The organism is Burkholderia sp. SIMBA_062, assembly GCF_046534765.1.
GTDB lineage: Bacteria > Pseudomonadota > Gammaproteobacteria > Burkholderiales > Burkholderiaceae > Burkholderia > Burkholderia ambifaria.
This window is the reverse complement of record NZ_JAWRYD010000013.1, coordinates 143,720-170,080: the sequence shown is the minus strand read 5'-3', so window position 1 is coordinate 170,080 and position 26,361 is coordinate 143,720. Positions and strand designations below refer to the sequence as shown.

21 protein-coding genes are annotated in these 26,361 nt (G+C 68.0%); 5 read left to right on the top strand and 16 right to left on the bottom strand.

Annotated elements, in window-relative coordinates; all coding sequences use genetic code 11:
- Positions 1 to 140: 140 nt before the first annotated feature.
- The gene (locus SB786_RS16765; RefSeq protein ID WP_410728411.1) at positions 141 to 1,673 is read right to left on the bottom strand and encodes a flagellar hook-length control protein FliK; all 1,533 of its coding nucleotides are present in this window, start codon (positions 1,671 to 1,673) and stop codon (positions 141 to 143) included.
- A gap of 103 nt (positions 1,674 to 1,776) precedes the next feature.
- On the bottom strand, positions 1,777 to 2,475 hold the full coding sequence (locus SB786_RS16760) for an MgtC/SapB family protein (protein WP_410728410.1): 699 nt from the start codon (positions 2,473 to 2,475) through the stop codon (positions 1,777 to 1,779).
- Between the two features lie 117 nt (positions 2,476 to 2,592).
- On the opposite strand from SB786_RS16760, the gene SB786_RS16755 reads away from it, so the two are divergent.
- Positions 2,593 to 3,702: an AGE family epimerase/isomerase gene (locus SB786_RS16755; RefSeq protein ID WP_410728409.1), complete on the top strand. Its 1,110-nt coding sequence runs from the start codon at positions 2,593 to 2,595 to the stop codon at positions 3,700 to 3,702.
- Here the strand turns inward: SB786_RS16755 and SB786_RS16750 are convergent.
- A complete protein-coding gene (locus tag SB786_RS16750; protein WP_410728408.1) occupies positions 3,675 to 5,300 on the bottom strand; it encodes a methyl-accepting chemotaxis protein in 1,626 nt (541 codons plus the stop codon). The two genes, SB786_RS16755 and SB786_RS16750, sit on opposite strands and share 28 nt — an antisense overlap.
- A gap of 260 nt (positions 5,301 to 5,560) precedes the next feature.
- On the opposite strand from SB786_RS16750, the gene SB786_RS16745 reads away from it, so the two are divergent.
- Positions 5,561 to 6,004, top strand: coding sequence for a PaaI family thioesterase (locus SB786_RS16745; RefSeq protein ID WP_006757720.1), 444 nt, complete (start codon positions 5,561 to 5,563; stop codon positions 6,002 to 6,004).
- Positions 6,005 to 6,111: 107 nt separating this feature from the next.
- Here the strand turns inward: SB786_RS16745 and SB786_RS16740 are convergent, their stop codons facing one another.
- The 7 genes from SB786_RS16740 to prpB all read right to left on the bottom strand — a co-directional run bounded on the left by SB786_RS16740 (position 6,112) and on the right by prpB (position 14,118).
- Positions 6,112 to 6,393, bottom strand: a complete 282-nt coding sequence (locus SB786_RS16740; RefSeq protein ID WP_410728407.1) for a type II toxin-antitoxin system RelE family toxin — start codon at positions 6,391 to 6,393, stop codon at positions 6,112 to 6,114.
- Entirely contained in the window at positions 6,383 to 6,631 is a 249-nt protein-coding gene (locus tag SB786_RS16735) for a type II toxin-antitoxin system Phd/YefM family antitoxin (protein WP_410728406.1), read from the bottom strand. The genes SB786_RS16740 and SB786_RS16735 overlap by 11 nt, the downstream gene beginning before the upstream one ends.
- 142 nt (positions 6,632 to 6,773) lie before the next feature.
- Positions 6,774 to 7,826, bottom strand: coding sequence for a CaiB/BaiF CoA transferase family protein (locus SB786_RS16730; protein WP_410728405.1), 1,053 nt, complete (start codon positions 7,824 to 7,826; stop codon positions 6,774 to 6,776).
- Positions 7,827 to 8,038: 212 nt separating this feature from the next.
- Positions 8,039 to 9,229, bottom strand: a complete 1,191-nt coding sequence (prpF, locus tag SB786_RS16725) for a 2-methylaconitate cis-trans isomerase PrpF (RefSeq protein ID WP_410728404.1) — start codon at positions 9,227 to 9,229, stop codon at positions 8,039 to 8,041.
- A 26-nt stretch (positions 9,230 to 9,255) separates the two neighbouring features.
- The gene (acnD, locus tag SB786_RS16720; protein WP_410728428.1) at positions 9,256 to 11,850 is read right to left on the bottom strand and encodes a Fe/S-dependent 2-methylisocitrate dehydratase AcnD; all 2,595 of its coding nucleotides are present in this window, start codon (positions 11,848 to 11,850) and stop codon (positions 9,256 to 9,258) included.
- Positions 11,851 to 11,929: 79 nt separating this feature from the next.
- Positions 11,930 to 13,102 carry a 2-methylcitrate synthase gene (gene prpC, locus SB786_RS16715; protein WP_410728403.1) on the bottom strand — a complete coding sequence of 391 codons (1,173 nt, stop codon included), beginning with the start codon at positions 13,100 to 13,102 and terminating at the stop codon, positions 11,930 to 11,932.
- Positions 13,103 to 13,224: 122 nt separating this feature from the next.
- Positions 13,225 to 14,118 carry a methylisocitrate lyase gene (prpB, locus tag SB786_RS16710; RefSeq protein ID WP_057925585.1) on the bottom strand — a complete coding sequence of 298 codons (894 nt, stop codon included), beginning with the start codon at positions 14,116 to 14,118 and terminating at the stop codon, positions 13,225 to 13,227.
- Between the two features lie 170 nt (positions 14,119 to 14,288).
- Between prpB and prpR the strand changes: the two genes are divergently transcribed.
- Positions 14,289 to 16,271: a propionate catabolism operon regulatory protein PrpR gene (gene prpR, locus SB786_RS16705; protein WP_410728402.1), complete on the top strand. Its 1,983-nt coding sequence runs from the start codon at positions 14,289 to 14,291 to the stop codon at positions 16,269 to 16,271.
- A 317-nt stretch (positions 16,272 to 16,588) separates the two neighbouring features.
- On the opposite strand, the gene SB786_RS16700 is transcribed toward prpR, so the two are convergent.
- Entirely contained in the window at positions 16,589 to 17,437 is an 849-nt protein-coding gene (locus SB786_RS16700; RefSeq protein ID WP_410728401.1) for an ureidoglycolate lyase, read from the bottom strand.
- Positions 17,438 to 18,091: 654 nt separating this feature from the next.
- Here SB786_RS16700 and SB786_RS16695 point away from each other — a divergent pair.
- Together SB786_RS16695 and SB786_RS16690 are read left to right on the top strand one after the other, a co-directional pair.
- On the top strand, positions 18,092 to 18,916 hold the full coding sequence (locus tag SB786_RS16695) for an IclR family transcriptional regulator (RefSeq protein ID WP_410728400.1): 825 nt from the start codon (positions 18,092 to 18,094) through the stop codon (positions 18,914 to 18,916).
- 88 nt (positions 18,917 to 19,004) lie between these two features.
- Entirely contained in the window at positions 19,005 to 19,556 is a 552-nt protein-coding gene (locus tag SB786_RS16690) for a hypothetical protein (RefSeq protein ID WP_006757733.1), read from the top strand.
- A gap of 747 nt (positions 19,557 to 20,303) precedes the next feature.
- Here SB786_RS16690 and SB786_RS16685 read toward each other — a convergent pair.
- The 5 genes from SB786_RS16685 to SB786_RS16665 form a co-directional block, all read right to left on the bottom strand.
- Positions 20,304 to 22,661, bottom strand: a complete 2,358-nt coding sequence (locus tag SB786_RS16685) for a GNAT family N-acetyltransferase (protein WP_410728399.1) — start codon at positions 22,659 to 22,661, stop codon at positions 20,304 to 20,306.
- A gap of 571 nt (positions 22,662 to 23,232) precedes the next feature.
- Positions 23,233 to 23,529, bottom strand: coding sequence for an H-NS family nucleoid-associated regulatory protein (locus SB786_RS16680; RefSeq protein WP_006757735.1), 297 nt, complete (start codon positions 23,527 to 23,529; stop codon positions 23,233 to 23,235).
- Between the two features lie 103 nt (positions 23,530 to 23,632).
- Positions 23,633 to 23,917, bottom strand: a complete 285-nt coding sequence (locus SB786_RS16675; RefSeq protein WP_012367057.1) for a hypothetical protein — start codon at positions 23,915 to 23,917, stop codon at positions 23,633 to 23,635.
- A 61-nt stretch (positions 23,918 to 23,978) separates the two neighbouring features.
- On the bottom strand, positions 23,979 to 24,506 hold the full coding sequence (locus SB786_RS16670; RefSeq protein WP_410728398.1) for a BON domain-containing protein: 528 nt from the start codon (positions 24,504 to 24,506) through the stop codon (positions 23,979 to 23,981).
- 21 nt (positions 24,507 to 24,527) lie between these two features.
- Complete coding sequence (locus SB786_RS16665) at positions 24,528 to 26,078, bottom strand: sigma-54 interaction domain-containing protein (protein WP_410728397.1); 1,551 nt, start codon at positions 26,076 to 26,078, stop codon at positions 24,528 to 24,530.
- Positions 26,079 to 26,361 lie beyond the last annotated feature (283 nt).

Sequence of the window (26,361 nt, the reverse complement as noted above, 5' to 3'; positions counted from 1 at the left end):
TTAGATGGACTCCATTCTAAGGGTTTTCCCTGAACTTCGCCAGCTCACCGCATCAGTTTGCCGCACCCGCGCCACCCGGCGACGGAGGCGCCGCCCCGCCGGCCCCGTGCGGCCGAGGGTTGCGGGTAGGGTCGGAAGAGTCAGTGCGTTCGACGCGCGCGCTTCGCGGCCGCCGCGTCACGGTTCGCGTTGCGCTGAAGCCGGTCGACCTGCGACAGCATGGCTTCGTGGTGTTCCGCGAGTGTCATCAGCGTTGCCTGCTGCGTCGACAGATCGGCAGCTAGCCGGTCGATCCGCTGTTGCCGGGCTTCCAGATCCTGCTTCAGGTGCGCGATCTGCCGCGTTTGCAGCACCAGCGCGACAAGCCCAGCGAGCACGACGACCGCCAGTGCCAGCAGCAGCCGGTTGACGCGGCGCATCTCACGATCGGCCGCCTGCTTCAAGCCGGCCGTCTCGGCCTGCAGCGTGGCAAGCCGGTCCGACAGCGGGCGCAGATGAGTGTCGGGATCGAAGTTCGGCGCGCTCGGCCCACCCGGTTGCACGCGATCCGCCGACGGCTTCGTCACGAACGACGCGGCGGACGCCACCGGCTGCACCACCGGCGAGGCCGACGCTGCGGTTGCTCGCGCAGCGTCGCGGGGGGGCGCGGCGGGTGCGGCGGGTGCGGCGGGTGCGGCGGGCGCGGCGGGCGCGGCAGTCGCGGGAATCGCGGGAATCGCGGGAATCGCAGGACTCGCGAGACTCACGGAAATCGCGGCACCCGCGAGTTCGGCCGCCGCCTGCGGTTCAGCAGAGGGCGCGGCGTGCGCCGGCGTCGATTCCGGCTCCGCGCCGACAGCCGCCGCTTCCGGCGCGCCGGGCACCGCTGCCGTGTCGCGTCTGCCGGCGGCCGCACGTCGCCTGCCGCCGGAGGATGCGCGGCGCCCCTTCGTGGTCTCGCCGGGCGTCCGGACTGCTTCATCGTGCGTGACCGGCGCAGCGGCACCTTCCGCCTCGCCGTCCGCTTTCACCGGGCGGTCGCCAAGCGCCGCGTCGAGCGCACCGCCCACCGCCGCGGTATTCGCCGTCGCATGATCCGCGTTCGGCCCGGCCGCATCGCCCGCTTCCGGCACGCTGCCGGCCTTCACCTGGCCGTCGCCGCTTGCCGGCTCACCGGCCGCAGCCGTGGCGACGCCATCGGCGTGCCGCGCATCGGCGCGCTTCGTTGCGTCGGCATCGGCATCGGCATCGGCCGCGTGCGCGACCTCGGCATCGGCCACATCACCGTTTCCACGCGTCGATGTCGACGCTGCCGTCGTCGCAACGTCGGCAGCCTGCTCCCCCGCATCGACAGCGTCGCCGTCCGCATCGAAAGCGTGACCGGGCGCGGTGAATCCGTCCAGCATCGCCTGGCGACCGGCGTCCTCGCCGGCCGCAACAGCGTCCGTCTCGACGTCCGCCATTGCGTCATCGCGCGCGACGGCCGGCGCGCGCACAGCCGGCTCGAGCACCGGATCGCCAAACAGGTCGAGCGTGCGTTCGTCCCGCGGCGCATCACCGCCCGCCGCGAGACCGGACCGCGCGGTCGCCTTGGCGGCGGTGTCTGCCGCGGCCGCGGCGGAGCGCGGGCGCGAACGGGCCGACGAGCGGTCGGAGCGGGAACGGGGGCGAGGCAGGGAAACGGATTCGGTCATGGAGTCGGATTACAAGCCCGCGAACGCGGAATCGGAGGTCGAACGGAATCAGCGACGGCCATTGTCGCATGACCGATCGCCGATCCGGCCGATCCGATGCCGTCTATTCGTCGCCCGACAACCCGTTGCCTTCGTCGAACCGCGTCACGCACGACAGCGCGCGCAGTTTGTCGCAGATCGCGCGGTATTCGAGATCCGACACGCGGCCGAGCGCGATGCGCACCTCGTCGTGCTCGCCGGTGTCGTCGGCGCGCTGCACGATGAATTGCTTCACGCGCGCGCTGTCGGGGCCGAGCGCCGCATGCAGCGAATCGAACGTCAACGCGCCGCTCACGACCGTCAACGCGAACTGGCGGCGCTGCCGCACCGTGAAGTAGCGCCGCTCGAGCGGCTTGATGCCGGCCAGGATGATCAGGATGATGATCGTCGCAGAGATCGACGCGACGTACAGGCCGCCGCCCACCGCGAGGCCGATCGCGGCGACGGACCACAAGCTCGCGGCCGTCGTCAGCCCGCGCACGATCTCGCCGCGCAGCAGGATCGAGCCCGCGCCGAGGAAACCGATGCCCGACACGACCTGCGCGGCGATCCGCGACGGGTCGAGCACGATGTGGTCGTTGCTGCCGAGCACGTCGGCGAAACCGAACGCCGACACGATCATGATGAGCGTCGAGCCGACACAGACGAGCATGTGCGTGCGCAGGCCGGCTGCCCACGAAAGGCGCTCACGCTCGAAGCCGATGACGCTGCCAAGCGCCGCCGCGAGAACCAGCCGCATCACGAGTTCCAGGTTGCCGAGCATCCGATTTATCTCCTTTTTTTGGGGGCGGCCGCGCGGAATGGTTTATCCTTGGGCCCGGCCGCGCCGCTCCGGGCCGCGCCGACTCGATTCGATTCGATCCAAGCGCTCGATCCCGCCATGTCCGTTCCCGATTCCGCTTCCGCCCAGACCGCCCGATTGCGCGACCATTTCGCGCACGTCATCTTGCCGATCTGGCAGGGTTCAGGGTTCGACCACACGTTGCGGCTGCCGTTCGAGGCCGTCGATCCGGCCACCCATGCCCCGCTGCCGGTCACCCGTTATCGCGCAATGGCATGCGCGCGGCAACTGTTCGTGTTCGCACAGGCCGGCGACACCGCGCACGCGGCCACGCTGTTCGACTCGCTGTGCAGCCGCTTCCGCGACCCGCGCCACGGCGGCTGGTTCTACAGCGTCGACGCGCAAGGCGCGCCGCTCGACACGACCAAGGATCTCTATACGCACGCGTTCGTCGTGTTCGCGTGCGCCGCATGGCACGCGGCGTCGGGCGACGCCGCGGCGCGCACGGTCGCCGAGGACACCGCTGCACTGATCCAGGACCGCTTCGCGCCGCAGCCGGGCGACGCGCTGCTCGACGCCGCGCGCCACGCCGATTTCTCGTCATCGGGCAGCGGCGCGCTGCAGAACCCGCTGATGCACCTGACCGAAGCTTGGCTCGCGGCCGCCGATGCGTTCGGCGACGCGGCGTTCGACGATGCGCTCGCACGCACCGCGCAGGCCGTCGAGCGCACGTTCGTCGATCCGGCCACCGGCTGCGTCGCCGAGCTGCCGCTCGGGGCGCCCGACAACCGCTTCGAGCCCGGCCACCAGTTCGAATGGTTCTATCTGGTCGACGCGGCCGGCGCCCGGCTCGCGCAGACCGGGCTTCCCGCCGCACTCGCACGCGCGTTCGCGTTCGCCGAGCGGCACGGAATCGATCCGCAGACGGGCGCCGTGTGCGCGGCGGTCGACGCGCAAGGCGCGTGCATCGACGGCACGCAGCGAATCTGGGCGCAGACCGAATACCTGCGCGCGCTCGCGACGCACGGCGGCACGCCGGCCTCCGCGCCGCTCGCGCGGCAGATCGAGCGCTTCGCCGCGCGCTTCCTGCATCCGCGCGGCTGGTTCGAGTGCAAGACGGCCGACGGGCAAGTATCGCGCGCCGACATGCCGTCGACGACGCCCTACCACCTCGCGACCGCTTACGCGGCGCTGCCCGCCGCTTCGTAACCCGCGTCGGCAAACGACGACGCGCGCGCGTCGCGAACCTCGCGAGTTGCGCGCGCGTCGCCCAGTTCGAACACCGACACCGCCTGCATCAGGTGCGCGGTCTGCTCGTTCAGCGACGCGGCCGCCGCCGCGACTTCCTCCACCAGTGCCGCGTTTTGCTGCGTCAACTGGTCCATCTGCGTGACGGCCTGGTTCACCTGCTCGATGCCGACGCTCTGCTCGACCGACGCGGCCGTGATCTCCGACATCGTCTGCACGACGCGCGTGATCGACGCCGATACCGTCCGCATCGCGTCGCCGGCACGCTCGACGAGTTCCGAGCCGCCGTCGATCTGCGCGACCGACTCCTCGATCAGCGCCTTGATCTCCTTCGCCGATTGCGCGCTGCGCTGCGCGAGCGAGCGCACTTCGCCCGCGACCACCGCGAAGCCGCGCCCCTGCTCGCCCGCACGCGCGGCCTCGACCGCCGCGTTCAGCGCGAGGATGTTGGTCTGGAACGCGATGCCGTCGATCACCGAAATGATCTCCGCGATCCGCCCGGAGCTCTGCGCGATGCCGCGCATCCGGTCGATCACGCTGTCGACCACGCCGCCGCCGTGGCGCGTCGCGTCGAGCGCCGCGTCGGCCAGTGCGCTGGCCGCGCGCGCGCTGTCGGTGTTCTGGCGGACGGTCGCGGTCAGTTCCTCCATGCTCGCGGCGGTTTCCTCCAGTGACGCGGCCTGCGTGCCCGTGCGCGCGGACAGGTCCGCGTTGCCGCCGGCGATCTCGCCCGCGCCGAGGTGGATCGCGTCGGACGCGTGACGCACGGTGCGCACGGTGTCCGCGATGCTCGCCTGCATCGCGGCGAGGCCGCGCAGCATCCGGTCGATCTCGAACACGCCAGCCGCCCGCACGGCTTCGTCCAGCCGGCCCTGCGCGATCCGCTCGAAATGGCGACCGGCTTCGTCCAGCGGCGCGACCACCGCGCGCCGCGCGCCCGCGTAAATGGCGGCGCTCGCCGCCAGCATCGCCACCAGCAACACGATGCCGACCCACTTGAACCACTGCATCCCGCTGTCGATCGTGTCGAGCGCGGCGCGGCTCGACGCGCCGCCGTAGTCGGCGAAGCGGTGCAGTTCGGCGAGATACGCGTCCTGGAAGCCTTGCGTCGGCTGGTCGAGGAACGCCTGGATGTTGTCGGCGTCGAGGAACTGCACGAGTTCGCCCAGCGCGCCGCGCAGCGCGCGATAGCGCTCGGCGAGCGCCGCGACGCGCGCGCGGTTCGTTGCGTCGACGGCCTGCGCGGCCGTCAGCGCGGCGAACGCCTTGTCCGCTTCAGCGAGCGAAGCGCTTGCATGACGGATGATGTCGTCGGGTTTCGGGCCGCCGCGCACCATCCGCGTGCCGGCACGCGACAGGTTCACGCGCGCGTCGAGCAGGCGCTCGGTCGCCTGACTGGCCGCGTCGACCTGCGCGATCGCGACGTTCGACAGATCGTCGACGCCGCTGCGCGTCGACGCGAGCGCCCAGAAGCCGAGCGCCTCGATTGCGACGAGAAAGAGGCAAAACACGGTCAACACGCCGAGCAGACCCGACGCGAGCTTGATTTTTCCGAACATGGGGGGAGATTCCTGGAGAGCCGACGATGGAGCAATGCCCCGGCATTAGCGGCATTTCTTCGTCGGACTTTAGGCTCCCGGCCCGGCGATCTCCGTCATTCCCGCCGAATCGCCGGCAAACGAGCATGACTCGCGCGTTCGACGCAATAATCGCGGCGCATCGCGCCGGTAATTGCAAGAAACGTGGACGAATTTCCTTGCTTATCCGCAGCCCCCTTCCTAGAGTTCAGCGCAAGCGGACACGGATTGCGAGGAAGTCGATGACGGACATCACGGACCACGCGCGCGGCGCATTGCGCGCGCAACCGTTCAGCATGCTGCTGCGCACGGAGCTGATGCATATCGGCGACAACGAGGTGTCGCTGTGCCTGCCCGTGCGGGACGAACTGCGCCAGCAGCACGGCTTCGTGCACGGCGGCGTGATCGGCTATCTCGCCGACAACGCGCTGACGTTCGCCGGCGCGCTCGTGCTCGGCCCGCGCGTGATCACCGCCGAATACAAGATCAACTACCTGCGGCCCGCCGTGAACGGCACGCTCGTCGCGCGCGCGAAGGTCGTGTACGCGGGCCGGCATCAGGCGACCTGCCAGTGTCACGTGTTCGTCATCGACGGCGATCACGAGCGGCTCGTCGCGATCGCGCAAGGCACGATCAACCGCGTCGGCGACGGCAAGATGCCGGATTCGCCGGAGGAAACGGCGTGAGTTGCTTTGTACCCAAAGGCCGGCGGATTGTCGATCGCACGTCCGGACACCGGCGATGCAACGCGGCCCGCAAACCGCGGCAGCACACGCGTCGCGCGTCGTCCGGCCTACCGCTTCATCGCGGCAAGATAGACGGCATCGCGGTCACGGCGACCGACTGCGACAACCAGTACGATCACTTCCGTATCGCGCACTTCGTAGACGAGTCGGTAGCCGACGCTGCGCAGCTTGATCTTGTAGCGATCCGGATGGCCATGCAGCTTGGCCGACGCAATGCGGGGATTCTCGAGCCGCTCGGCGAGTCGGGATTTGAACTGGTCGCGGATGGTGCGATCGAGCTTGTTCCACTCCTTCAACGCAGGTTCGAGAAAGGCAAGCTCAAAGGTCATTCAGCTTGACCTTGACGACCTTGTCCTTCGCACGCGTATTGGCAAGCGCGTTGTCTTCCATATCTTCGAGACGTTCGACCATCGCTTCCCACGTCTTCGCCGGGACGCAATAGAACGCGGGCTCGTTGTGATTCAGAATCGCAACCGGAAAGCCCTCGCCCGCCGCGACGGTTCCCATCGGATTGCGCTTCAGTTCCGAAACGCTCGCCGTAACATTGGCCAGAATGGTGTGAGGCATATCGGCTCCTTCGTCGATCGAGGCCCGATTTTACTCTCTTTCGCACCAAATTTGATGCCATATTTGGCACCCACCGAATTGGCTGTCCTGTGCGCAAGCGCGTATTGTGAGTAGCGCTTTCGAATCGGCGAGCCGGCGCCACCTATTCCGTTTCGTCACCCCTCAACGGCAAAAATCGCGGCGCCACGCGCGCCCGAACGTTGCCGTTTCCGTCGACGCGATAAATCCCGCGCGCCGCATTGTGCGGGTGCTCCACCGCTTCGGCCACGCTCAGCACCGGCGCAAAGCACGCGTCGCTGCCTTCGAGCAGCGCGCGCCAGTGCGCGGACGGCTGCTGCGCGAATACCTCGGCGAAGCGCGCCTTCAACGCCGGCCAGCGCGCGCGGTCGTACTGCGACGCCGGATCGACGTCGGCCAGCCCGAGCCGCTCGACCAGCAGGGCATAGAACGGCGGCTCGAGCGCGCCGATCGTCACGCATTCGCCGTCCGCGCAGCGATACACGTCGTAGAACGGCGCGTCGTGGAAGAGGCTGGGCTGCGCGCCGTCGAGCTGGCCGTTCGCTCGCGCCCACAGCGCGAGCGAGCCGAGCATCGACACGATGTCGACGATCGCGCCGTCGACCACCCGTCCCGGGCCGCCGCCGCGCACGTCGAACAGCGCGCAGACGATCCCGAACGCGAGCCCGAGCGCGCCCCCCGCATCGCCGACGACGGTAGGCGGCACGCCGGGCCGGCCGTCACGCGGCGCCGACAGCGACAGCAGCCCCGTCAGCGCGACGTAGTTCAGGTCGTGCCCGGCGGCCGTCGCGAGCGGCCCGTCCTGGCCCCAGCCCGTCATCCGTCCGTACACGAGCTTCGGATTGCGGCGGCCACAAGCGTCGGGCCCGAGGCCGAGACGCTCCATCACGCCCGGTCGCAGCCCCTCGATCAGCGCATCGGCATGCGCGATCAGCGCGAGCGCCGCATCGCGGCCGTCCGGTGTCTTCAGATCGAGTTCGACGACCGTTTTGCCTTCGCGCAGCAGGTCGCCGTCGCGGCCCTGCAACGCGTCCGGCGCGCTCGTGCGGCCGGCCGGACGCGCGATCAGCGTGATGCGCGCGCCCATTCCGGCGAGCATCCAGCCCGCGAGCGGGCCGGGGCCGAGACCTTCGAATTCGACGATATGGATGCCGGAAAGCGGCGCATCAAGCGACATACGATTCTCCTGTCGACCACCGTTAGCGCTTCAGCGCTTACGCCTGCCCCATCCTTCGCGGTCGACCAGCGCCAACGACCCGCACTCCAGCGCGACACGTTTCCCACCAGATCGCATGCGTCAAATGAAAAAATCCCCGCGCAGCGGTTCCGCTTCGCAGGGATCGGGACGACGTTTGCTCGTGCAGGCTTGCACGTGAAAACCATCGTGCGTCAGAACGCATCCCCCGGCACGCGCACCCACCCTTCCATCAGCACGCGCGCGCTGCGGCTCATGATCGCCTTCGTGACGGTCCACTCGCCGTTCTCGAGCTGCGCTTCCGCGCCCACGCGCAGCGTGCCCGACGGATGCCCGAAGCGCACCGCGTTGCGCGCACCGCCGCCCGCCGCGAGATTCACCAGCGTGCCGGGAATCGCCGCGGCCGTGCCGATCGCGACCGCCGCCGTGCCCATCATCGCGTGGTGCAGCTTGCCCATCGACATCGCACGCACCAGCAGGTCGACGTCGCCCGCATTCACGCGCTTGCCGCTCGACGCGACATAGTCGGCCGGCTTCGCGACGAACGCGACCTTCGGCGTGTGCTGGCGCGTCGCGATCTCGTCGAGCGTGTCGATCAGGCCCATGCGCAGCGCGCCGTGCGCGCGGATCGTCTCGAACTTCTCGAGCGCCTTCGGGTCGCTATTGATCGCGTCCTGCAGTTCCGTGCCCGTATAGCCGATCGCTTCAGCCTCGACGAAGATGGTCGGGATCCCCGCGTTGATCATCGTCGCCCTGAGCGTGCCGATGCCCGGCACGGCCAGGTCGTCGACGAGGTTGCCGGTCGGGAACATCGAGCCGCCCGCGCCTTCTTCCTTGGCGGCCGGATTCATGAACTCGAGCTGCACTTCGGCGGCCGGGAACGTGACGCCGTCCAGCTCGAAGTCGCCCGTCTCCTGCACCGCGCCGTTCGTGATCGGCACGTGCGCAACGATCGTCTTGCCGATGTTCGCCTGCCAGATCCGCACGGTCGCGACGCCGTCGCGCGGCACGCGCGATGCATCGACGAGGCCGCCGCCAATCGCGAACGGACCGACCGCCGCCGACAGGTTGCCGCAGTTGCCCGTCCAGTCGACGAACGCGCGGTCGATCGCGACCTGCCCGAACAGGTAGTCGACGTCGTGGCCGGGCCGCGTGCTCTTCGACACGATCACCGTCTTGCTGGTGGACGACGTCGCGCCGCCCATCCCGTCGATCTGCTTGCCGTACGGATCGGGGCTGCCGATCACGCGCAGCAGCAGCGCGTCGCGCGCGGCGCCCGGCGTCTGCGCGGCATCCGGCAGATCCTGCAGCCGGAAGAACACGCCCTTGCTGGTGCCGCCGCGGATATAGGTCGCCGGAATCCTGATTTGCGGAATGTGAGCCATGTTTGCGTTATCCCTGTGCGATGCCGTCAAGCCGCCTGCGACGATTCGAGGAAGTCCTGCGCGAAACGCTGCAGCACGCCGCCCGCGTCGTAGATGGACACTTCCTCGGCCGTGTCGAGCCGGCACGTCACCGGCACCTCGACACGCTCGCCGTTCTTGCGGTGAATCACGAGCGTGAGATCGGCGCGCGGCGTACGCTTGCCGATCACGTCGAAGGTCTCGGTGCCGTCGATGCCGAGCGTGGTGCGGTTGGTGCCCGGCTTGAACTCGAGCGGCAGCACGCCCATCCCGATCAGGTTGGTGCGGTGGATCCGCTCGAACCCTTCGGCGACGATCACCTCGACGCCCGCGAGCCGCACGCCCTTCGCGGCCCAGTCGCGCGACGAGCCCTGGCCGTAGTCGGCGCCGGCGATCACGATCAGCGGCTGCTTGCGGTTCATGTACGTCTCGATCGCCTCCCACATGCGCATGACCCTGCCTTCCGGCTCGACGCGCGCGAGCGAGCCCTTCTTCACCGCGCCGTCGACGACCGCCATCTCGTTGATCAGCGTCGGGTTCGCGAAGGTCGCGCGCTGCGCGGTCAGGTGGTCTCCCCGGTGCGTCGCGTACGAGTTGAAGTCTTCTTCCGGCAGGCCCATCTTCGCGAGATACTCGCCGGCCGCGCTGTCCGCGAGGATCGCGTTGGACGGCGACAGGTGGTCGGTCGTGATGTTGTCGCCGAGCACCGCGAGCGGACGCATGCCCTTGAGCGTGCGCTCACCGGCCAACGCGCCTTCCCAGTACGGCGGGCGACGGATATACGTGCTCTGCGCGCGCCAGTCGTACAGCGGCGCCGCACGCTCGCCCGCATCGGCCGTGCGCGCGAACATCGGTTCGTAGACCTTGCGGAACTGCTCGGGTTTCACGCTCGACGCGACGATCGCATCGATCTCCTCGTCGGTCGGCCAGATGTCCTTCAGCGTGACGGGCTTGCCGTCGCGGTCGTGGCCCAGCACGTCCTTCTCGATGTCGAAGCGGATCGTGCCGGCGATCGCATACGCGACGACGAGCGGCGGCGACGCGAGGAACGCCTGCTTCGCGTACGGGTGGATGCGGCCGTCGAAGTTGCGGTTGCCGGACAGCACGGCGGTCGCGTACAGGTCGCGATCGACGATCTCCTGCTGGATCTTCGGATCGAGCGCGCCCGACATCCCGTTGCAGGTCGTGCACGCGAACGCGACGATGCCGAAGCCGAGCTTCTCCAGCTCCGGCAGCAGGTTCGCTTCTTCCAGATACAGCTCGACCGCCTTCGAGCCCGGCGCGAGCGAGCTCTTCACCCACGGCTTGCGCGTGAGGCCCTTCGCGTTCGCGTTGCGCGCGAGCAGCGCCGCGGCGATCACGTTGCGCGGGTTGCTGGTGTTCGTGCAGCTCGTGATCGCGGCGATGATCACCGCGCCGTCGGGCATCTCGCCCACCTTTTCTTCCCACTGGCCGGCGATCCCGCGTGCGGCGAGATCGGACGTCGGCAGCCGCTTGTGCGGGTTCGACGGGCCGGCCATGTTGCGCACCACGCTCGACAGATCGAACGTCAGCGTGCGCTCGTATTGCACGTTGCCCAGCGTATCGGCCCACAGGCCCGCCGCTTTCGCGTAGGTCTCGACCAGCTTCACCTGCTCGTCGCTGCGGCCGGTGAGGCGCAGGTAGTCGGTCGTCTGGCCGTCGATGAAGAACATCGCGGCCGTCGCGCCGTATTCGGGCGCCATGTTCGAGATCGTCGCGCGGTCGCCGAGCGTGAGGCTCGCGGCCCCTTCGCCGCGGAATTCCAGATACGCGCCGACCACCTTTTCCTTGCGCAGGAACTCGGTCAGCGCGAGCACGACGTCGGTTGCGGTGATGCCGGGCTGGCGCTTGCCGGTCAGCTCGACGCCGACGATGTCGGGCAGGCGCATCCACGATGCGCGGCCGAGCATCACGTTCTCCGCTTCCAGGCCGCCGACGCCGATCGCGATCACGCCGAGCGCATCGACGTGCGGCGTGTGGCTGTCGGTGCCGACGCAGGTATCCGGATACGCGACGCCGTCCTGCGCCTGGATCACCGGCGACATCTTCTCGAGGTTGATCTGGTGCATGATGCCGTTGCCCGGCGGAATCACGTCGACGTTCTCGAACGCCTTCTTCGTCCACTCGATGAAGTGGAAGCGATCCTCGTTGCGGCGATCCTCGATCGCGCGGTTCTTCGCGAACGCGTCCGGATCGAAGCCGCCGCACTCGACGGCGAGCGAGTGGTCGACGATCAACTGCACGGGCACGACCGGGTTCACCTTCGCGGGGTCGCCACCGCCGTCGGCGATCGCGTCGCGCAGGCCGGCGAGATCGACGAGCGCCGTCTGCCCGAGGATGTCATGGCACACCACGCGCGCCGGGAACCACGGGAAATCGCGGTCGCGCTTGCGCTCGATGATCTGCTTCAGCGAATCGGCAAGGATCGCCGGATCGCAGCGGCGCACGAGGTTTTCGGCGAGCACGCGCGACGTATACGGCAGCGTGTCGTAGGCGCCGGGCGCGATCGCTTCGACCGCGGCACGCGCGTCGAAATAGTCCAGCGACGTGCCGGGCAGGGGTTTGCGGTAGGCGGTATTCATCATGTGGGGCGGGAAATCGGGGTATGACGTCCGGCGCGCGCCGGCGCCCGTCTCGCGGGGCCGGCGCGCGGCTGGCGGATCAGCGCTTCTCGATCGGCACGAACTGCAGGTCTTCCGGCCCCACGTAGTTCGCGCTCGGACGGATGATCTTGTTGTCGACGCGCTGCTCGATGATGTGCGCGCTCCAGCCGGACGTGCGCGAGATCACGAACAGCGGCGTGAACATCGCGGTCGGCACGCCCATCATGTGATATGACACGGCGCTGAACCAGTCGAGGTTCGGGAACATCTTCTTCGCGTCCCACATCACCGATTCGAGGCGCTCGGCGATGCTGTACAGCTTCAGGTCGCCCGCTTCCTTCGACAGCTTGTGCGCGACGCCCTTGATCACCTTGTTGCGCGGATCGGAGATCGTGTAGACGGGGTGGCCGAAGCCGATCACGACTTCCTTGTTCTCGACGCGGCGGCGGATGTCGGCTTCGGCATCGTCCGGCGAGCTGTAGCGGCTCTGGATTTCGTACGCGACTTCGTTCGCGCCGCCGTGCTTCGGCCCGCGCAGCGCGCCGATCGCGCCGGTGATCGCCGAGTAGATGTCCGAGCCCGTGCCCGCGATCACGCGGCCGGTGAACGTCGATGCGTTGAACTCGTGCTCCGCGTACAGGATCAGCGACGTGTGCATCGCGTCGACCCACGACTTCGACGGCGTCTTGCCGTGCAGCAGATGCAGGAAGTGGCCGCCGATCGAATCGTCGTCGGTTTCCGTCTCGATGCGCTTGCCGTTGTGCGAGAAGTGATACCAGTACAGCAGCATCGAGCCGAGCGACGCCATCAGGCGGTCGGCGATGTCGCGCGCGCCCGGCAGGTTGTGGTCGTCCTTCTCCGGCAGCACGGTGCCGAGCACCGACACGCCGGTACGCATCACGTCCATCGCGTGAGCCGATGCGGGGATCTGCTCGAGCGCGGCCTTCAGCGCGTTCGGCAGGCCGCGCATCGCGCGCAGCCTGATCTTGTACGCGGCCAGTTCGGTCATGTTCGGCAGCGTGCCGTGCACGAGCAGGTGCGCGATTTCCTCGAACTCGCACGACTCGGCGACGTCGAGAATGTCGTAGCCGCGATAGTGCAGGTCGTTGCCGGTCTTGCCGACCGTGCACAGCGCCGTGTTGCCGGCCGTCACGCCCGACAGCGCCACCGACTTCTTCGGCTTGAATGCGCCCGCGGCGGCCGGTGCTGCTGCGTCTTTCGTCTCGCTCATGTTTCCGTTCTCCAATAGGTATCTGGGTAGCTGTCGACCGCAGTTGGCGCTTCAGCGCTTTGGCGCTCGGTGCGGTCGCGTGCAAAGCGTTCCGGGAACCGTGTCCCGGTGCGCGGGCCGCGTTACTTCTTGCCCTGCGCGAACAGTTCGTCGAGCTTCTGCTCGTACGCGTGATAGCCGAGGAAGTCGTACAGCTCCGCGCGGGTCTGCATGGTCGGCACGGCGGCCTTCTGCGTGCCGTCGCGGCGCAGCGTCTCGTAGAAGTTCAGCGCGGCCTTGTTCATCGCGCGATACGCGCCGCAGCAGTACAGCGCGATGTCGACGTTCGCCTCGCGCAGCTCGTCGAGCGTGAACAGCGGCGTCGAGCCGAATTCGGTCAGGTTCGCGAGGATCGGCACCTTCACGGCTGCCTTGAAGCGGCGGTAATCGTCGAGCGTCTTCATCGCTTCCGGGAAGATCATGTCGGCGCCGGCTTCCACGTAGGCAATCGCGCGCTCGATCGCGGCATCGATCCCTTCGGCGGCGGCCGCGTCGGTGCGGGCCATGATCACGAACTGGTCGTCGGTGCGTGCATCGACCGCGGCCTTCACGCGATCGACCATTTCCTCGGTCGGCACGACTTCCTTGCCCGGCCGGTGGCCGCAACGCTTCTGGCCGACCTGATCCTCGAGGTGAACCGCCGCGACACCGGCCTTGATGAACGAGCGGACCGTGCGCGCGATGTTGAACGCGCCGCCCCAGCCCGTATCGATGTCGACCAGCAGCGGCAGGTCGGTCGCGTTGGTGATCCGGTTCGCGTCGATCAGCACGTCTTCCATCGTGCTGATGCCGAGATCGGGAATCCCGAGCGAATTCGCGGCGACGCCGCCGCCCGACAGGTAGACGGCCTTGAAGCCGACGGCCTGCGCCATCTTGGCCGCGTACGCGGTGATCGCGCCGACTACCTGCAGCGGCTGCTCGGCCGCGACTGCTGCGCGGAATTTCGCGCCGGCGCTCTGAAGATGCGTGTTGCTCATGAACGGCCTCCTGAAGGAATGCCCATTAACAGCAAGGACCGGGCCAGGTCGCGAAATACCGCTAACCCACTGATTCTTAAGCAACCAACAGAGGCGGCGAATCGCCCGACGATTTCAATTCGGCAATTTCATGTTTCAAAATTGAAATCGCGCGCGCATAATCGGTCGCCATGGACCTCTCCTCGACCAAGCCCGTCGGCCCGGCCGACCGCACGGTGCGCCCGCGCATCTGGGCGATGGGCATCAGCCGCCTGCGCGACCTGTTTCGCGAGATCGCCGGGGAATTCGACGAACGCGCCGACGTGCGCATCGTCACGCGGGCCTACGAAGACGCGCTCAGCGCGATCGCGGAAGCCGGCACCGCGCGGCCCGACGTGATCGTCGCGGCCGGCTCGAACGGCGGCTTCCTGAAAACGCGCGCGCAAGTGCCGGTCGTGGTCGTGTCGCCGACCGGCTTCGACGTGATGCAGGCGCTCGCGCGCGCACGGCGCGACGCATCGCGGATCGCACTCGTCAGCGCCGGCGAGACGCCGCCCGAGGTGCGCCGCTTCGTCGCCGCCTACGGCCTCGACGTGCAGTTTGCGTCATATCAGTCGGCGCAGGAAGCGGAAGCCTGCGTGCACGACCTGCACGACCGCGGCATCGAGACGATCGTCGGCCCCGGTCTCGTCACCGATCTCGCGGCGAGTGCCGGTATGGGCGCGGTGTTCCTGTATTCGCACGCGTCGGTGCGCAAGGCGGTCGAAACGGCGCTCGAAGTCGCGTACGCGACGCACGCCGAGGCGTTTCGCCGTCAACGCCTCGACAACCTGTTGCAGCACCTGCGCGACGGCGTGGTCGCGCTCGACGCGCGCGGTCGCGTCGAGGCGATCAACGAGCGGCTCGCGTCGGCGCTCGGGGTCGAACCCGCGGCGGCGGTCGGCCGCGCGCTCGTCGACCTGCGGCCCGAGTTGCGCACGCTGCGGGGCGAGGACGGCGACGCGCTCGCGACGGTGCGCGGCGTGCGCTACGTCGTACATCGCGGGCCGCTCGTCGATCGCGGCGTCACGTCGGGCAGCGTGCTGACCTTCCAGGAATCGCGCGCGGTCGAACGGCTCGACCGCGCGCTGCGTTCGCAGCCGAACACGCAGCAGTTCGCGGCGCGCTATGCGCTCGACGACGTGGTCGGCGCGTCCGCGCCGATGGCGCGCGTGCGCGACCTCGTGCGCCGCTACGCGAAGTCCGACGCGACCGTGCTCGTGCTCGGCGAGAGCGGCACCGGCAAGGAGATGATCGCGCAGAGCCTGCACGCGTTGTCCGTGCGGCGCAGCTATCCGTTCGTCGCGATCAACTGCGGCGCGTTTCCGGAAGCGTTGCTCGAGAGCGAGCTGTTCGGTTACGAGGAAGGCGCGTTCACCGGCGCACGGCGCGGCGGCAAGACCGGGCTGTTCGAGGCCGCACACCGCGGCGCGCTGTTTCTCGACGAGATCGGCGAGATGCCGCCGTCGCTGCAAAGCCGGCTGCTGCGCGTGCTGCAGGAGCGCGAGGTGATCCGCCTCGGTTCGACCGAGCCGATCCGCATCGACGTGCGCGTGATCGCGGCGACGCACCGGCCGCTGCTCGCGGCCGTCGAAGCCGGCACGTTCCGCGCGGACCTGTATTACCGGCTCAACATCCTGAACATCGGCCTGCCGCCGCTGCGCGAGCGCGCGGCCGACATTCCGGCGCTCGCGGCCACGCTGCTCGTGCAGGCCGCACGGCGCGAGCCGCGGCTGGCCGAACGCGTGCGCGAGGTCGGCGATGCGATGCGCGTGCTCGGCGCGACGCAGGCGACGCTCGCCCGCTACCGCTGGCCCGGCAACGTGCGGGAGCTGCAGAACGTGGTCGAGCGGATCGCGGTGGAACTGGCCGAGGAAGTCGACGAGCAGGATCCGGGCGCCCCGTGCGCCGCGCTCGCGCCCGATGCGCTGCAGGCGATCGCGCCCGAGTTGTTCGCGACACCGCCCGAGGCGACGGATCCCGACGACGCGCAGACGCTGCATGCACGCCGCCGCCGCGCGGAAGCCGACGAGATCCGCGCGGTGCTCGACGCATGCGGCGGCGACCGCGATCGCGCGTGCACGATGCTGGGCATCAGCAAGACGACGCTGTGGCGCAAGCTGTCGGCGAAATAGGTCCGGGCGCGATACACGGGATGCGCGGATTGCGCGCCCCGGGCGGGACGCGCGCCGCCGTCAACCGGCCTTGTGATAGTGCCGGTATGCCTTCGCGCGATTGCGAGCTGGACAACGTCGTCTGATCGGCTTCGTACGGACGCGGATGAACGACAAGGGCCGATTTCCGCATCGCGCGGAATCGGGCGCTTGTCTTTGCCGCATCGGTGTCCGGTTCGCGAGGGTCGCCGCCGGCGATCATCCGGGGCAATCGGACCGCGCGGCGGGTTGCGGCGCGTGACGGCCGGTTCCGCCCGCCACGCGACCCGCGCGAGCGCTTACTGCGCGTTGCGCGTGCTCTGCAACTGCTCGCCGAGCCCGTCGATCCCGAGGCGCACCGTCTGACCGGCCTTCAGGAACACCGGCGACGGCTTGATCCCCATCCCGACGCCCGGCGGCGTACCGGTCGTGATCACGTCGCCGGGTTGCAGCGTCATGCAGGTCGACAGGTAGGCGACCAGTTGCGCGACGGTGAACACCATCGTGCGCGTGTTGCCGTTCTGATAGCGGTGGCCGTCGATCTCGAGCCACAGGTCGAGGCGCTGCGGATCGGGCACCTCGTCGCGCGTGACGAGCCACGGGCCGATCGGGCCGAACGTGTCGAAGCCCTTGCCCTTGTCCCACTGGCCGCCACGCTCGATCTGCCATTCGCGCTCGGACACGTCGTTGACGACGCAATAGCCGGCGACGTAATCGAGCGCACGCGCTTCGTCGACGTCCTTGCACGTCGTGCCGATCACGACACCGAGCTCGACTTCCCAGTCCGTCTTCACGGAGCCGTTCGGAATGTCGATGCCGTCGTTCGGACCGCAGATCGAACTCGTCCACTTGCCGAATACCACCGGCTCCTTCGGCACCGGCATGCCGGCTTCGGCCGCGTGATCGGCATAGTTCAGACCAATGCCGATGAATTTGCCGACGCGCCCGACGCACGCGCCGATGCGCGGCTCGCCGGAGACGAGCGGCAGCGCGGCCGGGTCGATCGCGCGCAGGCGCGCGAGACCGGCGTCGGACAGCGCGTCGCCGGCCAGATCCGGCACGTGCGCGGACAGGTCGCGAATCCGGCCGTCCGCGTCGAGAATGCCGGGCTTTTCCTGGCCGGACGGGCCATAGCGAAGCAGTTTCATCGTGCTCAACCTCTGTTGTCGAATGGGACAGGATACCGGCCGACGCAGCCGCGTGCAGCCACGCGCCGGACTGAATGTCGATCGTCGATGACGCGCGTCGGCGCCGCATCCGGCACACCGTTCGACACGCGAGGCTCGCGCGGGCGCAGCGATCGCGGCGTCGCACCGAAGTGCGACGCGCATCGAACGGGCGGCCGCCGGTCTGCGCATCGGCGACGACGGCCCGGTATCCGCGGCATGTGCCGGCCTGTGCCGGCCGGCTTCACGCGCGGCCACGCCGTCGCTGGCCCGCCGCTCTTTGTACCATCGGCGGCCCGCCGTGAAATGGCGCACGACGGATACCGACTATCGGTGTGCCTGCGGGTGTTGCATCGCAGCATCGGGGGCCTGTGCAACGACACGATGTCGCATGGCGCCTTGCGTTGCCGTCGGACCACGAATACACAGTATTTGTTGCGACCCTGTCATCTGAAACCGCGGTTGATCCGTTCTTGTTCGATAACGATCGGTAAAAACACGCTGCATTGCACACTCAAAGTTTGTTGTTAAGCTCGCGCGGACGGCGGTCAGAACCGCATGCGGCTGCCCGAATCCGCGTGTCAAGCCGGTCAGCGTGCGTCGCCCACCGATTGGCAACTCCCGGACTTCCTACTCATGACGCAAACGACCACTGACCCGCTCCCCGGCAGCGACGCACGGGAGTCGATGGGCGCAGCCGACCGCTATCGCGCGCCCGCGCTCGACAAGGGTCTCGACATTCTCGAACTCCTGTCGGAACAAAAGGAAGGGCTCACCCGCACCGAAATCACGAAGGAGCTCGGACGCAACGCGAGCGAGATCTACCGGATGCTCGAACGTCTCGTTGCGCGCCGCTATGTGATGCGTTCGAGCGGCGGCGACCGCTATACGCTCAGCTTGAAACTGTTCGCGCTCGCGCATCGGCATCCGCCGATGAACCGGCTGATCGCCGAAGCGTTGCCGCTGATGCAGCGCTTCGCCGACGCCGCCGAGCAGTCGTGCCATCTGAGCGTCTACGATCGCGGCAACCTGCTCGTGATCGCGCAGGTCGACGGCCCCGGCCCGTGGGGCGTATTGGTGCGGCTCGGCTCGCGCGTCGGGCTCGCCGACACGGCGTCGGGGCGGATGATGCTGTCGTTCCAGGGTTCCGAGCAGCGTGCGCACATGCTGGCCGAGCATCGCAAGGTCAAGGGCGAAACGCCGCTCAACGAGCAGGAACTGGCGTACGCGTGCCAGTCGATCCGGCAGGCCGGCTACGTGCGCCAGGACAGCCGCCAGGCGTACGGCGTCACCGACCTGAGCGCGCCGATCCTCGGCCCGTCCGGCCATGCGATCGCGGTGCTCACCTGCCCGTACATGCGCCGGATCGACGCGCACACGACGCCGTCCGTCGATGTGGCCGTTGCAGGGCTGCGCGATACGGCCGGTCAGTTGTCGATGTGCCGCGTGGAAATCAGCTGAATGTGCGAGCGCCGCGCGCCCGGCGCTACGCTAGAATAGCGGCCCTCTCAAAAACTACGGCGGCCGGCTGTTGCGGCCGTCGTGTCCGATGGATGTCATGGCCAAACTTCTGAACGATCAAGAATTCCAGCGTTTCTCCGAACTTCAGCAGAAGCAGGCGAGCTTCACGATCACCCCCGAGGAAGCGGACGAGCTGCGCGACATCGTCGCGCGCGCCCAGAAGAAGCGCGACGATCGTGCCGCGGCGATGCAGGCGATCGAGAACTACATCGAGCAATTCGGCATCACGCCCGACGAACTCTTCTCGCCCGAGCAGATCGGCGACGCCGCGCGCACCTACGGCCTCATCACGGCCACCAAGAAGGAACGCACGCTGCCGCCGTCGATCACGTTCAACGGCAAGCCGTACCAATGGACCAAGACGCTTCCGGACGACGTGCGCGGCGCGCTGTTCGACGCGTTTACGTCCGGCGAATCGGTCAAGCGCTTCATCGCGATGCCGAAGGACACCGCGCGTTGCGCGCTGACCATCGCCCGCCTCGAGCGTGAAACCGGTGGCGTTTATGCGGACGCGCACCTGGAGGAACTCGCGATTTCGCGTGACCAGGTGAACGACGCGGCGTCGAAACTCGCCGCGTAAACGCTGTCGCGGGCACGGTTCATGCGTGCCCGCACCGGCGCGGACGCCGGCAAAGGCCGGCGCCGCGCGTGGCGGAGCACTGCGTTCGCAGGCTCCCGAAAAGCCTCACCGAAGCGTCCCGTAAGCGCTCACCCGGGCATCCCGTAAAAGCTCACCCAACGCTCCCGAAGACGCTCACCGCGCCCTCCCGAACGTCCTCACCGACGCCTCCCGCAGACGCTCACCGCCCTTTCCCGGAAAGGCTCACCGGGGCTTCCCGCAAGGGCTCACCGGCCGTTCCCGGGAAGGCTCACCGAGTGCTCCTGTATCGGGTCACCCAGCCGCTCCCGGAAAAGCTCACTCGCGGCTCCCGAAAAATCTCACCTTCGCTTTGTTTCCGATGCTGCCGCGCGTTGCGCTGGTGGGTCGAGCAGCTCGATCGCCCCGATCTCGTCGACCGGTTCCTCGCGCTTGCGTGAGTGTGAATGCGGGTGTCAGCATGCCGCGCTACGCCACCCGAATCGGCGAAATGCGAAGGCCGTCGACGCACGCAACTCGCCCGCCGCGGATGCAGTGACTCGATGCAAACGCCTTTCCCCACTGGTCACAGAGCGTCGCATCGCTTCACGGATTCGATCGAACGCGCCGAATGATCTGCATCGCGAACCATGCAGAATCCGCGCAACCGCAGCCATGCGTCACGCGGCATCATGCGTTCCGCGTCGACAGCGCGATACTGCCGCACGTTCGCACGCCTCACCCCTGCGACTACGATTGCAGCTTCATCCTGAACCCGACCACGCCGGGTTCCTCCGTGGTCGACACCGCGAAACCGCATGACTTCGCCAGCGAAATCATCGCGGTGTTCTCGCGCAGCGCCTCGCCGATCATCCACGCGGTGCCGCGCGAACGCGCGTAGTCAATGATGCGGGTCATCATCAGCCGCCCGAGCCCCTTGCCCTTCTGATCGGGCCGCACGGCAATCGCGAACTCCGCCGTCTCGTTGTCGGGATCGGCGACCGCGCGCGCCACCGCGAGCGTGTGCGACCGGCCCGACACGTCGGTAAACGACACGATGAAAGCCATCTCGCGGTCGTAGTCGATCTGCGTCATGCGCGCGACTTGCGAATGATCGAAGCTGCGCACCGCACCGAAGAACCGCATTCGCAGATCGTCCGGCGTCATCGCGCCGAGCAATTCGTTGTGTGCCTCCTCGTCTTCCGGACGGATCGGACGGATCGTCACGGTCTCGCCGCGCCATTCGAGCGTCTGTTCGAGATGACGCGGATACGGCATGATCGCGAGCCGGCTGCGCCCCGCCGCCAGCGTGAGGCGCGGCGCGATGATGTAGGCGCGGTCGGACAGCACGCGCAGCGTGATCGACATCGCGACGACTTCGCGCACGTCGCAAACGACTTGCGACAGCGCCGTGAGCGCATCGAGCGTGGGTTCGACGGGCGCACGGCGCGCGTAGGGCGAGCGCTCCATTACCGCGCGGGCGAGCACCGTATTCAGCGGCGGCAGCCCGTACACGATGAATGGCGCCGATACGCCGTCCGCCGGCGGCACGGCATAGCGGAACACCGGACCGAAGTTCGAATCGTCGTACATGTCGACCGTGACGTCGACGACTCTGGCGGCCGCCGACGCGTCGGCCGGCTCACCATGCATCCCGAAGTGAGAGAGCCAGCGCAACGCTGCTTCGCCGGCCAGTTCATGCTCGCCGGCCTCGACCATCCGGCGGGCCTCGGTCTGGGCGGACGCGACGCACTCGACCGGCTGCAGCGGCGTGCCCTCCGGCGTCTGCATCAGCAACTGCCGCCCGAGGTTGTAGTCGACCAGCCGCGCGTATGCGCGCGCAAGCCGCTGCGGCGTGGTGTACACCGGGATCCCGTTTGCGTGCAGGGCGTCGCGCGTCGCCGCGTCAACAGCACCGAAGAAGCACGCGAGGATGCCGCGGTATGCGTATTGCCGCGATTCGATCAGCGTACGCGCGACCGCATCGGCCGGCGCGCTGTGGGACGTCGAATGCACGACGAACAGCGTGCCCGTTTGCGGAAACGGCGCGAGCGCCTTGACGGCGGCGCCGAAATGCTCGGGAAGCGCATCGTCGCCGAGCATCAGCGGATTGCCGGGCCCGGCGAGATGCGGCAGCGCGGCCGCTACCGCCGACGTTGCCGCCGCCGGCCAGTCGGCCAGCACGTCGCGCACCTCCGCGACCGCATCGCCCGCAAGCTTCGCGACGCCCGCGTCGCTCGTCACGAGCGTCGCCGAGCCATGCGCGGTGACGCGACCGACGCCGAGCGTCTCGATCTCGTCGAGCAGATCGTCCAGCGCATCGACACGCACCATCCCCGCACGCTGGAACGCCGCCGTGTAAAGCGCATCGCCGGGATCGGCGCGCCCGGTGCGCAGCGCGAGCACCGGCTTGTTGCGCGCCGCCGCGCGCGCGGCCGACATGAACTTGCGCGCGGCGCATACGGTGTCGAGCTCGAGCAGGATCGCGCGCGTGCCGGGATCGCTGGCGAGGTAGTCGAGCACATCGCCCGCATCGACGTCGGCCTCGCTGCCGAGCGCGACGACATGCGAAAAGCCGAGGCCCCGCGCATCGGCCCAGCCCAGTACCGCGTTCGTCAGCGCGTTCGACTGCGACACCCAGGCGACGCCGCCCGATCGCGCCGTATAGGCCGGCGCGCCGAAATGGGCACGCCGCGCGGGCGACAGCACGCCGAGACTGCCGGGCCCGACGATACGGAGCACGAACGGCTTCGCGGCCTTGAGCGTGCGATCGAGTGCCGCGCGATCGGCGTCGGTGCGCGCTTCGCCGACGATCACCGCGACGCGCGTGCCGAGCTCGCCGAGCTTGCGCACGATCCCGGCCCACGTGGCAGGAGGCGTGCAGATCACGGCGACCGATGGCGGCGCGGGAAGGCGATCGACATCGGCCACGACCGCATGCCCGTTCAGCCCGCGGTACTTCGGATTGACGGGCCACACGGGCCCATCGAACGCACCGTCGAGCACGCGCGCCCACACCATCGCACCGATACTGCCGGCGCGCGACGATGCACCGACGACGGCAACGGACCTGGGCTGGAACAATGCATCGAGATGGCGGACGGTCACATCGGCTCCCTGCGGTAACGAAAGACGATTCGACCGGCACACGGACCAGATGGCCACGTGCCGGCCGACGCGAACTCCAAGCATAGGCGAACGCGATGCGGCTGCCTATATGCCGAACGGCCGACTGTGCGACGCGCATCAATGCCCTCAACATGAGCCGGTAACCGACGCCTTCGCACGATGCGGCGGGCGAAGGCGACACGACGCGGTCATCCGGTCGCCGCTTCAAAGGTGAGGATTTACAGGAGCCATGGTGAGCAAGTTCGGGAATAGCATGGCGCAGCGTGTAAATACGCGAGAGGTGAAGGCAATCGGCCGTCCGTCAGCACCGCCAGGATCGAGCATGCCAATGCGCGCATGCCGCATCATTGCGCGATTGTTTACGGGAATTCGCGGTGATATCCGCGCGAATCGCAGCGAGTTCGCAAAAAGGTATCCGTTAATCGCACGGCATTGCCGCTCAATTCGCAGCCCCGAATCGCATTGCGGCGACCCAAAAACAAAACGGTGCGACGGCCGCAGGGCCGTTCGCACCGTCAGTCAGCGCACGAAAGGTGAGGATTTTCGGGAGTCAGTCCTTGATCAGGAAACGCGCGCGGTTCTTGCCGAGCCACGCCGGCGCACGCCCGCGGCCGCTCCACGTTTCGCCCGTCTTCGGGTTCAGGTACTTCGGCGGCAACGGACGCTTCGGCTTCGCGGCAGGGGCGGTGCCCATCGGAAGGAAACCGAGCTCCTCCGCCGTAATGTCGAATTCCTCGATTTTCGCCCGAATGGCGGCAATCGCATCGGTAATCGCCTTTTCGCGTTCCTTGTCGATCTTTTGCTGAAGTCTTTCGAGCTGCGCAGTCAGTTGCCTGTAGGTCGCCATATGGATGGGACTCCGTGAGTGTTATTCATGAAAAATAGCCGACTCCAAGCGAATAGAAAAGCGCTTCACCCGATCATGGTTTCCTCAGCCGGTCATGGCGGGATCAATAACCGCTTTTCTTCTTGCATGCGAAGAGAAGATTTCGCACGGCGTCATCGGTCGATCGCTGGATGACATCGAATTCCCCATTGCAGAGGGCTCGGGCGTTGTCCGTGCAATTGCTCCAGTCGCCGCCGGTGCACTGCACCTGCGTAGTGGGGCGTCCGTCCGAAGTGAACAGTGGCGCCCCGCCGCCGCACCCGCCGAGCCCCGCAACCAGGGCCAACAATCCGGCCCGACACCAATGCGTTCGAGGCCACCGACAGACCGCCGCAAGCATGTGTTTCATTGTTGTTTCCGTCAACCTATTTTTGAATGTCGCGAGTATGCCATGCACTGTCGCCCCGCGTTCAGTCAGGTGCCCGGTCGGGGCGTCCGCGTGTCTTGTATGGCACGGCCCGGTGCGGATCGTCGGTGATGCGAACGAATACCTGCTCGACGTCGGGAAGCGCGCCGAGTTCGCGCGCGAGCGCCTGCCGATCGAATGCGGGATCGGCACACCCTTCGACGTAAATGAAGCGCCGCTGCACGGTGATCCACAGGCTCGTGCCATGCAAACGATCGGTGCCCGCGAAATGCGCCTTGGCCGCCGCCGCGATCGGCGCGTCATACATATAGGAATTCTGTTTCGTGCAGCGGTGGGCGAGCCAGCAGGTGGTCCCGCGCTCGACCCGGTAGTGCGCGTCGTCCTCCATCTCGGCGTGCGTCATCCACGGGCCGAGCGGCAGCGGGCATTCGGCGAAATCGCGCGACAGCACGACGAACGGATCGTTGTACCAGTTGCGCCGCGCCGCCGGTACATCCGCGCCACTCGACTGCGCGAACGAGGATGTCGTCACCAGTACGGCCAGCCATCCGACGATGCCGATTCGCTTCATCGTTGTCTCCTGTCGGGCACTTCACCGGTGCCGTTGCTCATGTCCGCGCGCCTCCGCCGCCGCTGGCCAACGGTCGATTCCCAGCGCCGCCAGTTTCTTGTAGAGCGTCGCCCGACCGATGCCGATGCGCGCGGCCGCTTCCACCACCTTGCCGTCGCAAGCGGCCAGCGCATCGATCAGGAACTGGCGCTCCCACGCGGCCAATGCATCGGTATACGAAACGACCGGCGCACCAGCCGCAGCCGCAGCCGCAGCCGCAGCCGATGCGTCGCCGGCATCCCGGCCGGCCGGCGACGACACAACCCGCGTGCCTGCCGGCACACTGTCGGGCGCCACGCGCACGGGCCCGAGAAACGGCGCGAGCGCACGCGCGTCGATCACCGAGCGATCCGACAGCATCAGCGCACGCTCGAGCGTGTTGCGCAGCTCGCGCACATTGCCCGGCCACGGGTATGCGCACAGCACCCGCAGCGCATCGTCGGTCAGTTCGCAGTGCGCGGCGCGGCCATGCTGCGCGGCCAGTTCCTCGAGCGTCGCGTAGACGAGCGCCGCAATGTCGGATGCGCGCTCGCGCAGCGGCGGTGCGTGAATCGTCAACACGTTGAGCCGGTAATAGAGATCCGCGCGAAAGCGGCCGGCCTCGACCAGCGCGGGCAGGTCGGCCGACGTCGCGGCGATGATTCGCACATCCGCGCGCACGATCCGGTTCGAGCCGAGCGGCTCGAATTCCTTGTCCTGCAACACGCGCAACAGCTTGCCCTGCAGCGGCAGCGGCATGTCGCCGATCTCGTCGAGAAACAGCGTGCCGCGATCGGCCAGCTCGAACTTACCGACACGCCCCTTGCGGTCGGCGCCGGTATACGCACCCGGCGCCGCGCCGAAGAATTCGGTTTCGAGCAGCGTGTCGGGAATCGCCGCGACGTTGACGGTCACGAGCGGCTGGAGCGCGCGCGCCGACGCCGCGTGGATCGCATGCGCGAGCAGTTCCTTGCCGGTGCCCGTCTCGCCGAGCAGCAGCACCGGCGAATCGACCTGCGCCGCGCGCCGCGCCTGCCGCTTGGTTTCGAGGCTCGCGGCGCTCGTACCGACAAAGCTCGCGAACGTGTATTTCGCTCGGCGCGCCTGCGCGAGCGAACGCTGCGTCGCGATCAGCTGCTGCTGAAGCTGCACGTAGCGGGAAAAGATCGGCGTGAGCGTCTTCAACTGGTCGAACAGCGCGAAGCCGATCGCGCCAACCGTCTCGCCGGCCTCGTTCTTCAACGGCAGGCGTGTGACGACGAGCGGCTCGCGGCCCGTCTCCATGATGTCGAGCAGGATCGGCTGTCCGGTCGACACGACCTCGCGCATGAGGCTGTTCGGAATCACCGCCTCGCAGTCGAGGCCGACCGCCTGCTGCGGATCGGCGAACCCGAAACGCGCCGCATAACGCTCGTTCATCCACACGACGCGCGCGTCGCGATCGACGACCACCGTGCCCGCACTCGAATCCTCGAACGTACGAAACAGCGACTCGGCGGCGCGCCGCAGCACGTCGCCGTAATTGACGGGCAGGCGGGCCCAGTCGTTCATCATCGTGTCGTCGTCTCCGCATATGTGTGGCCGGATGTCTCCGGAACGAGACGAAGTATCTCACTTTGGAGACACACCGGAATGCCTCGTCGGGGAAAGCCCGGGCCGATTCGACCGGTTGTCCGGACGGCCAAATCGTCTCCGGATGGAGACGTTTTATGTAGAATCTTCAGACATGGGCCGGCGCGGGCCCGTCGGCCTGCACCGGATCCATGTCCGGCGGCGCAATCCGGCCGATGGCACGAAACCTGCACGAACCCGTCCCGGTCCGCGGCGCGTCCCGCGA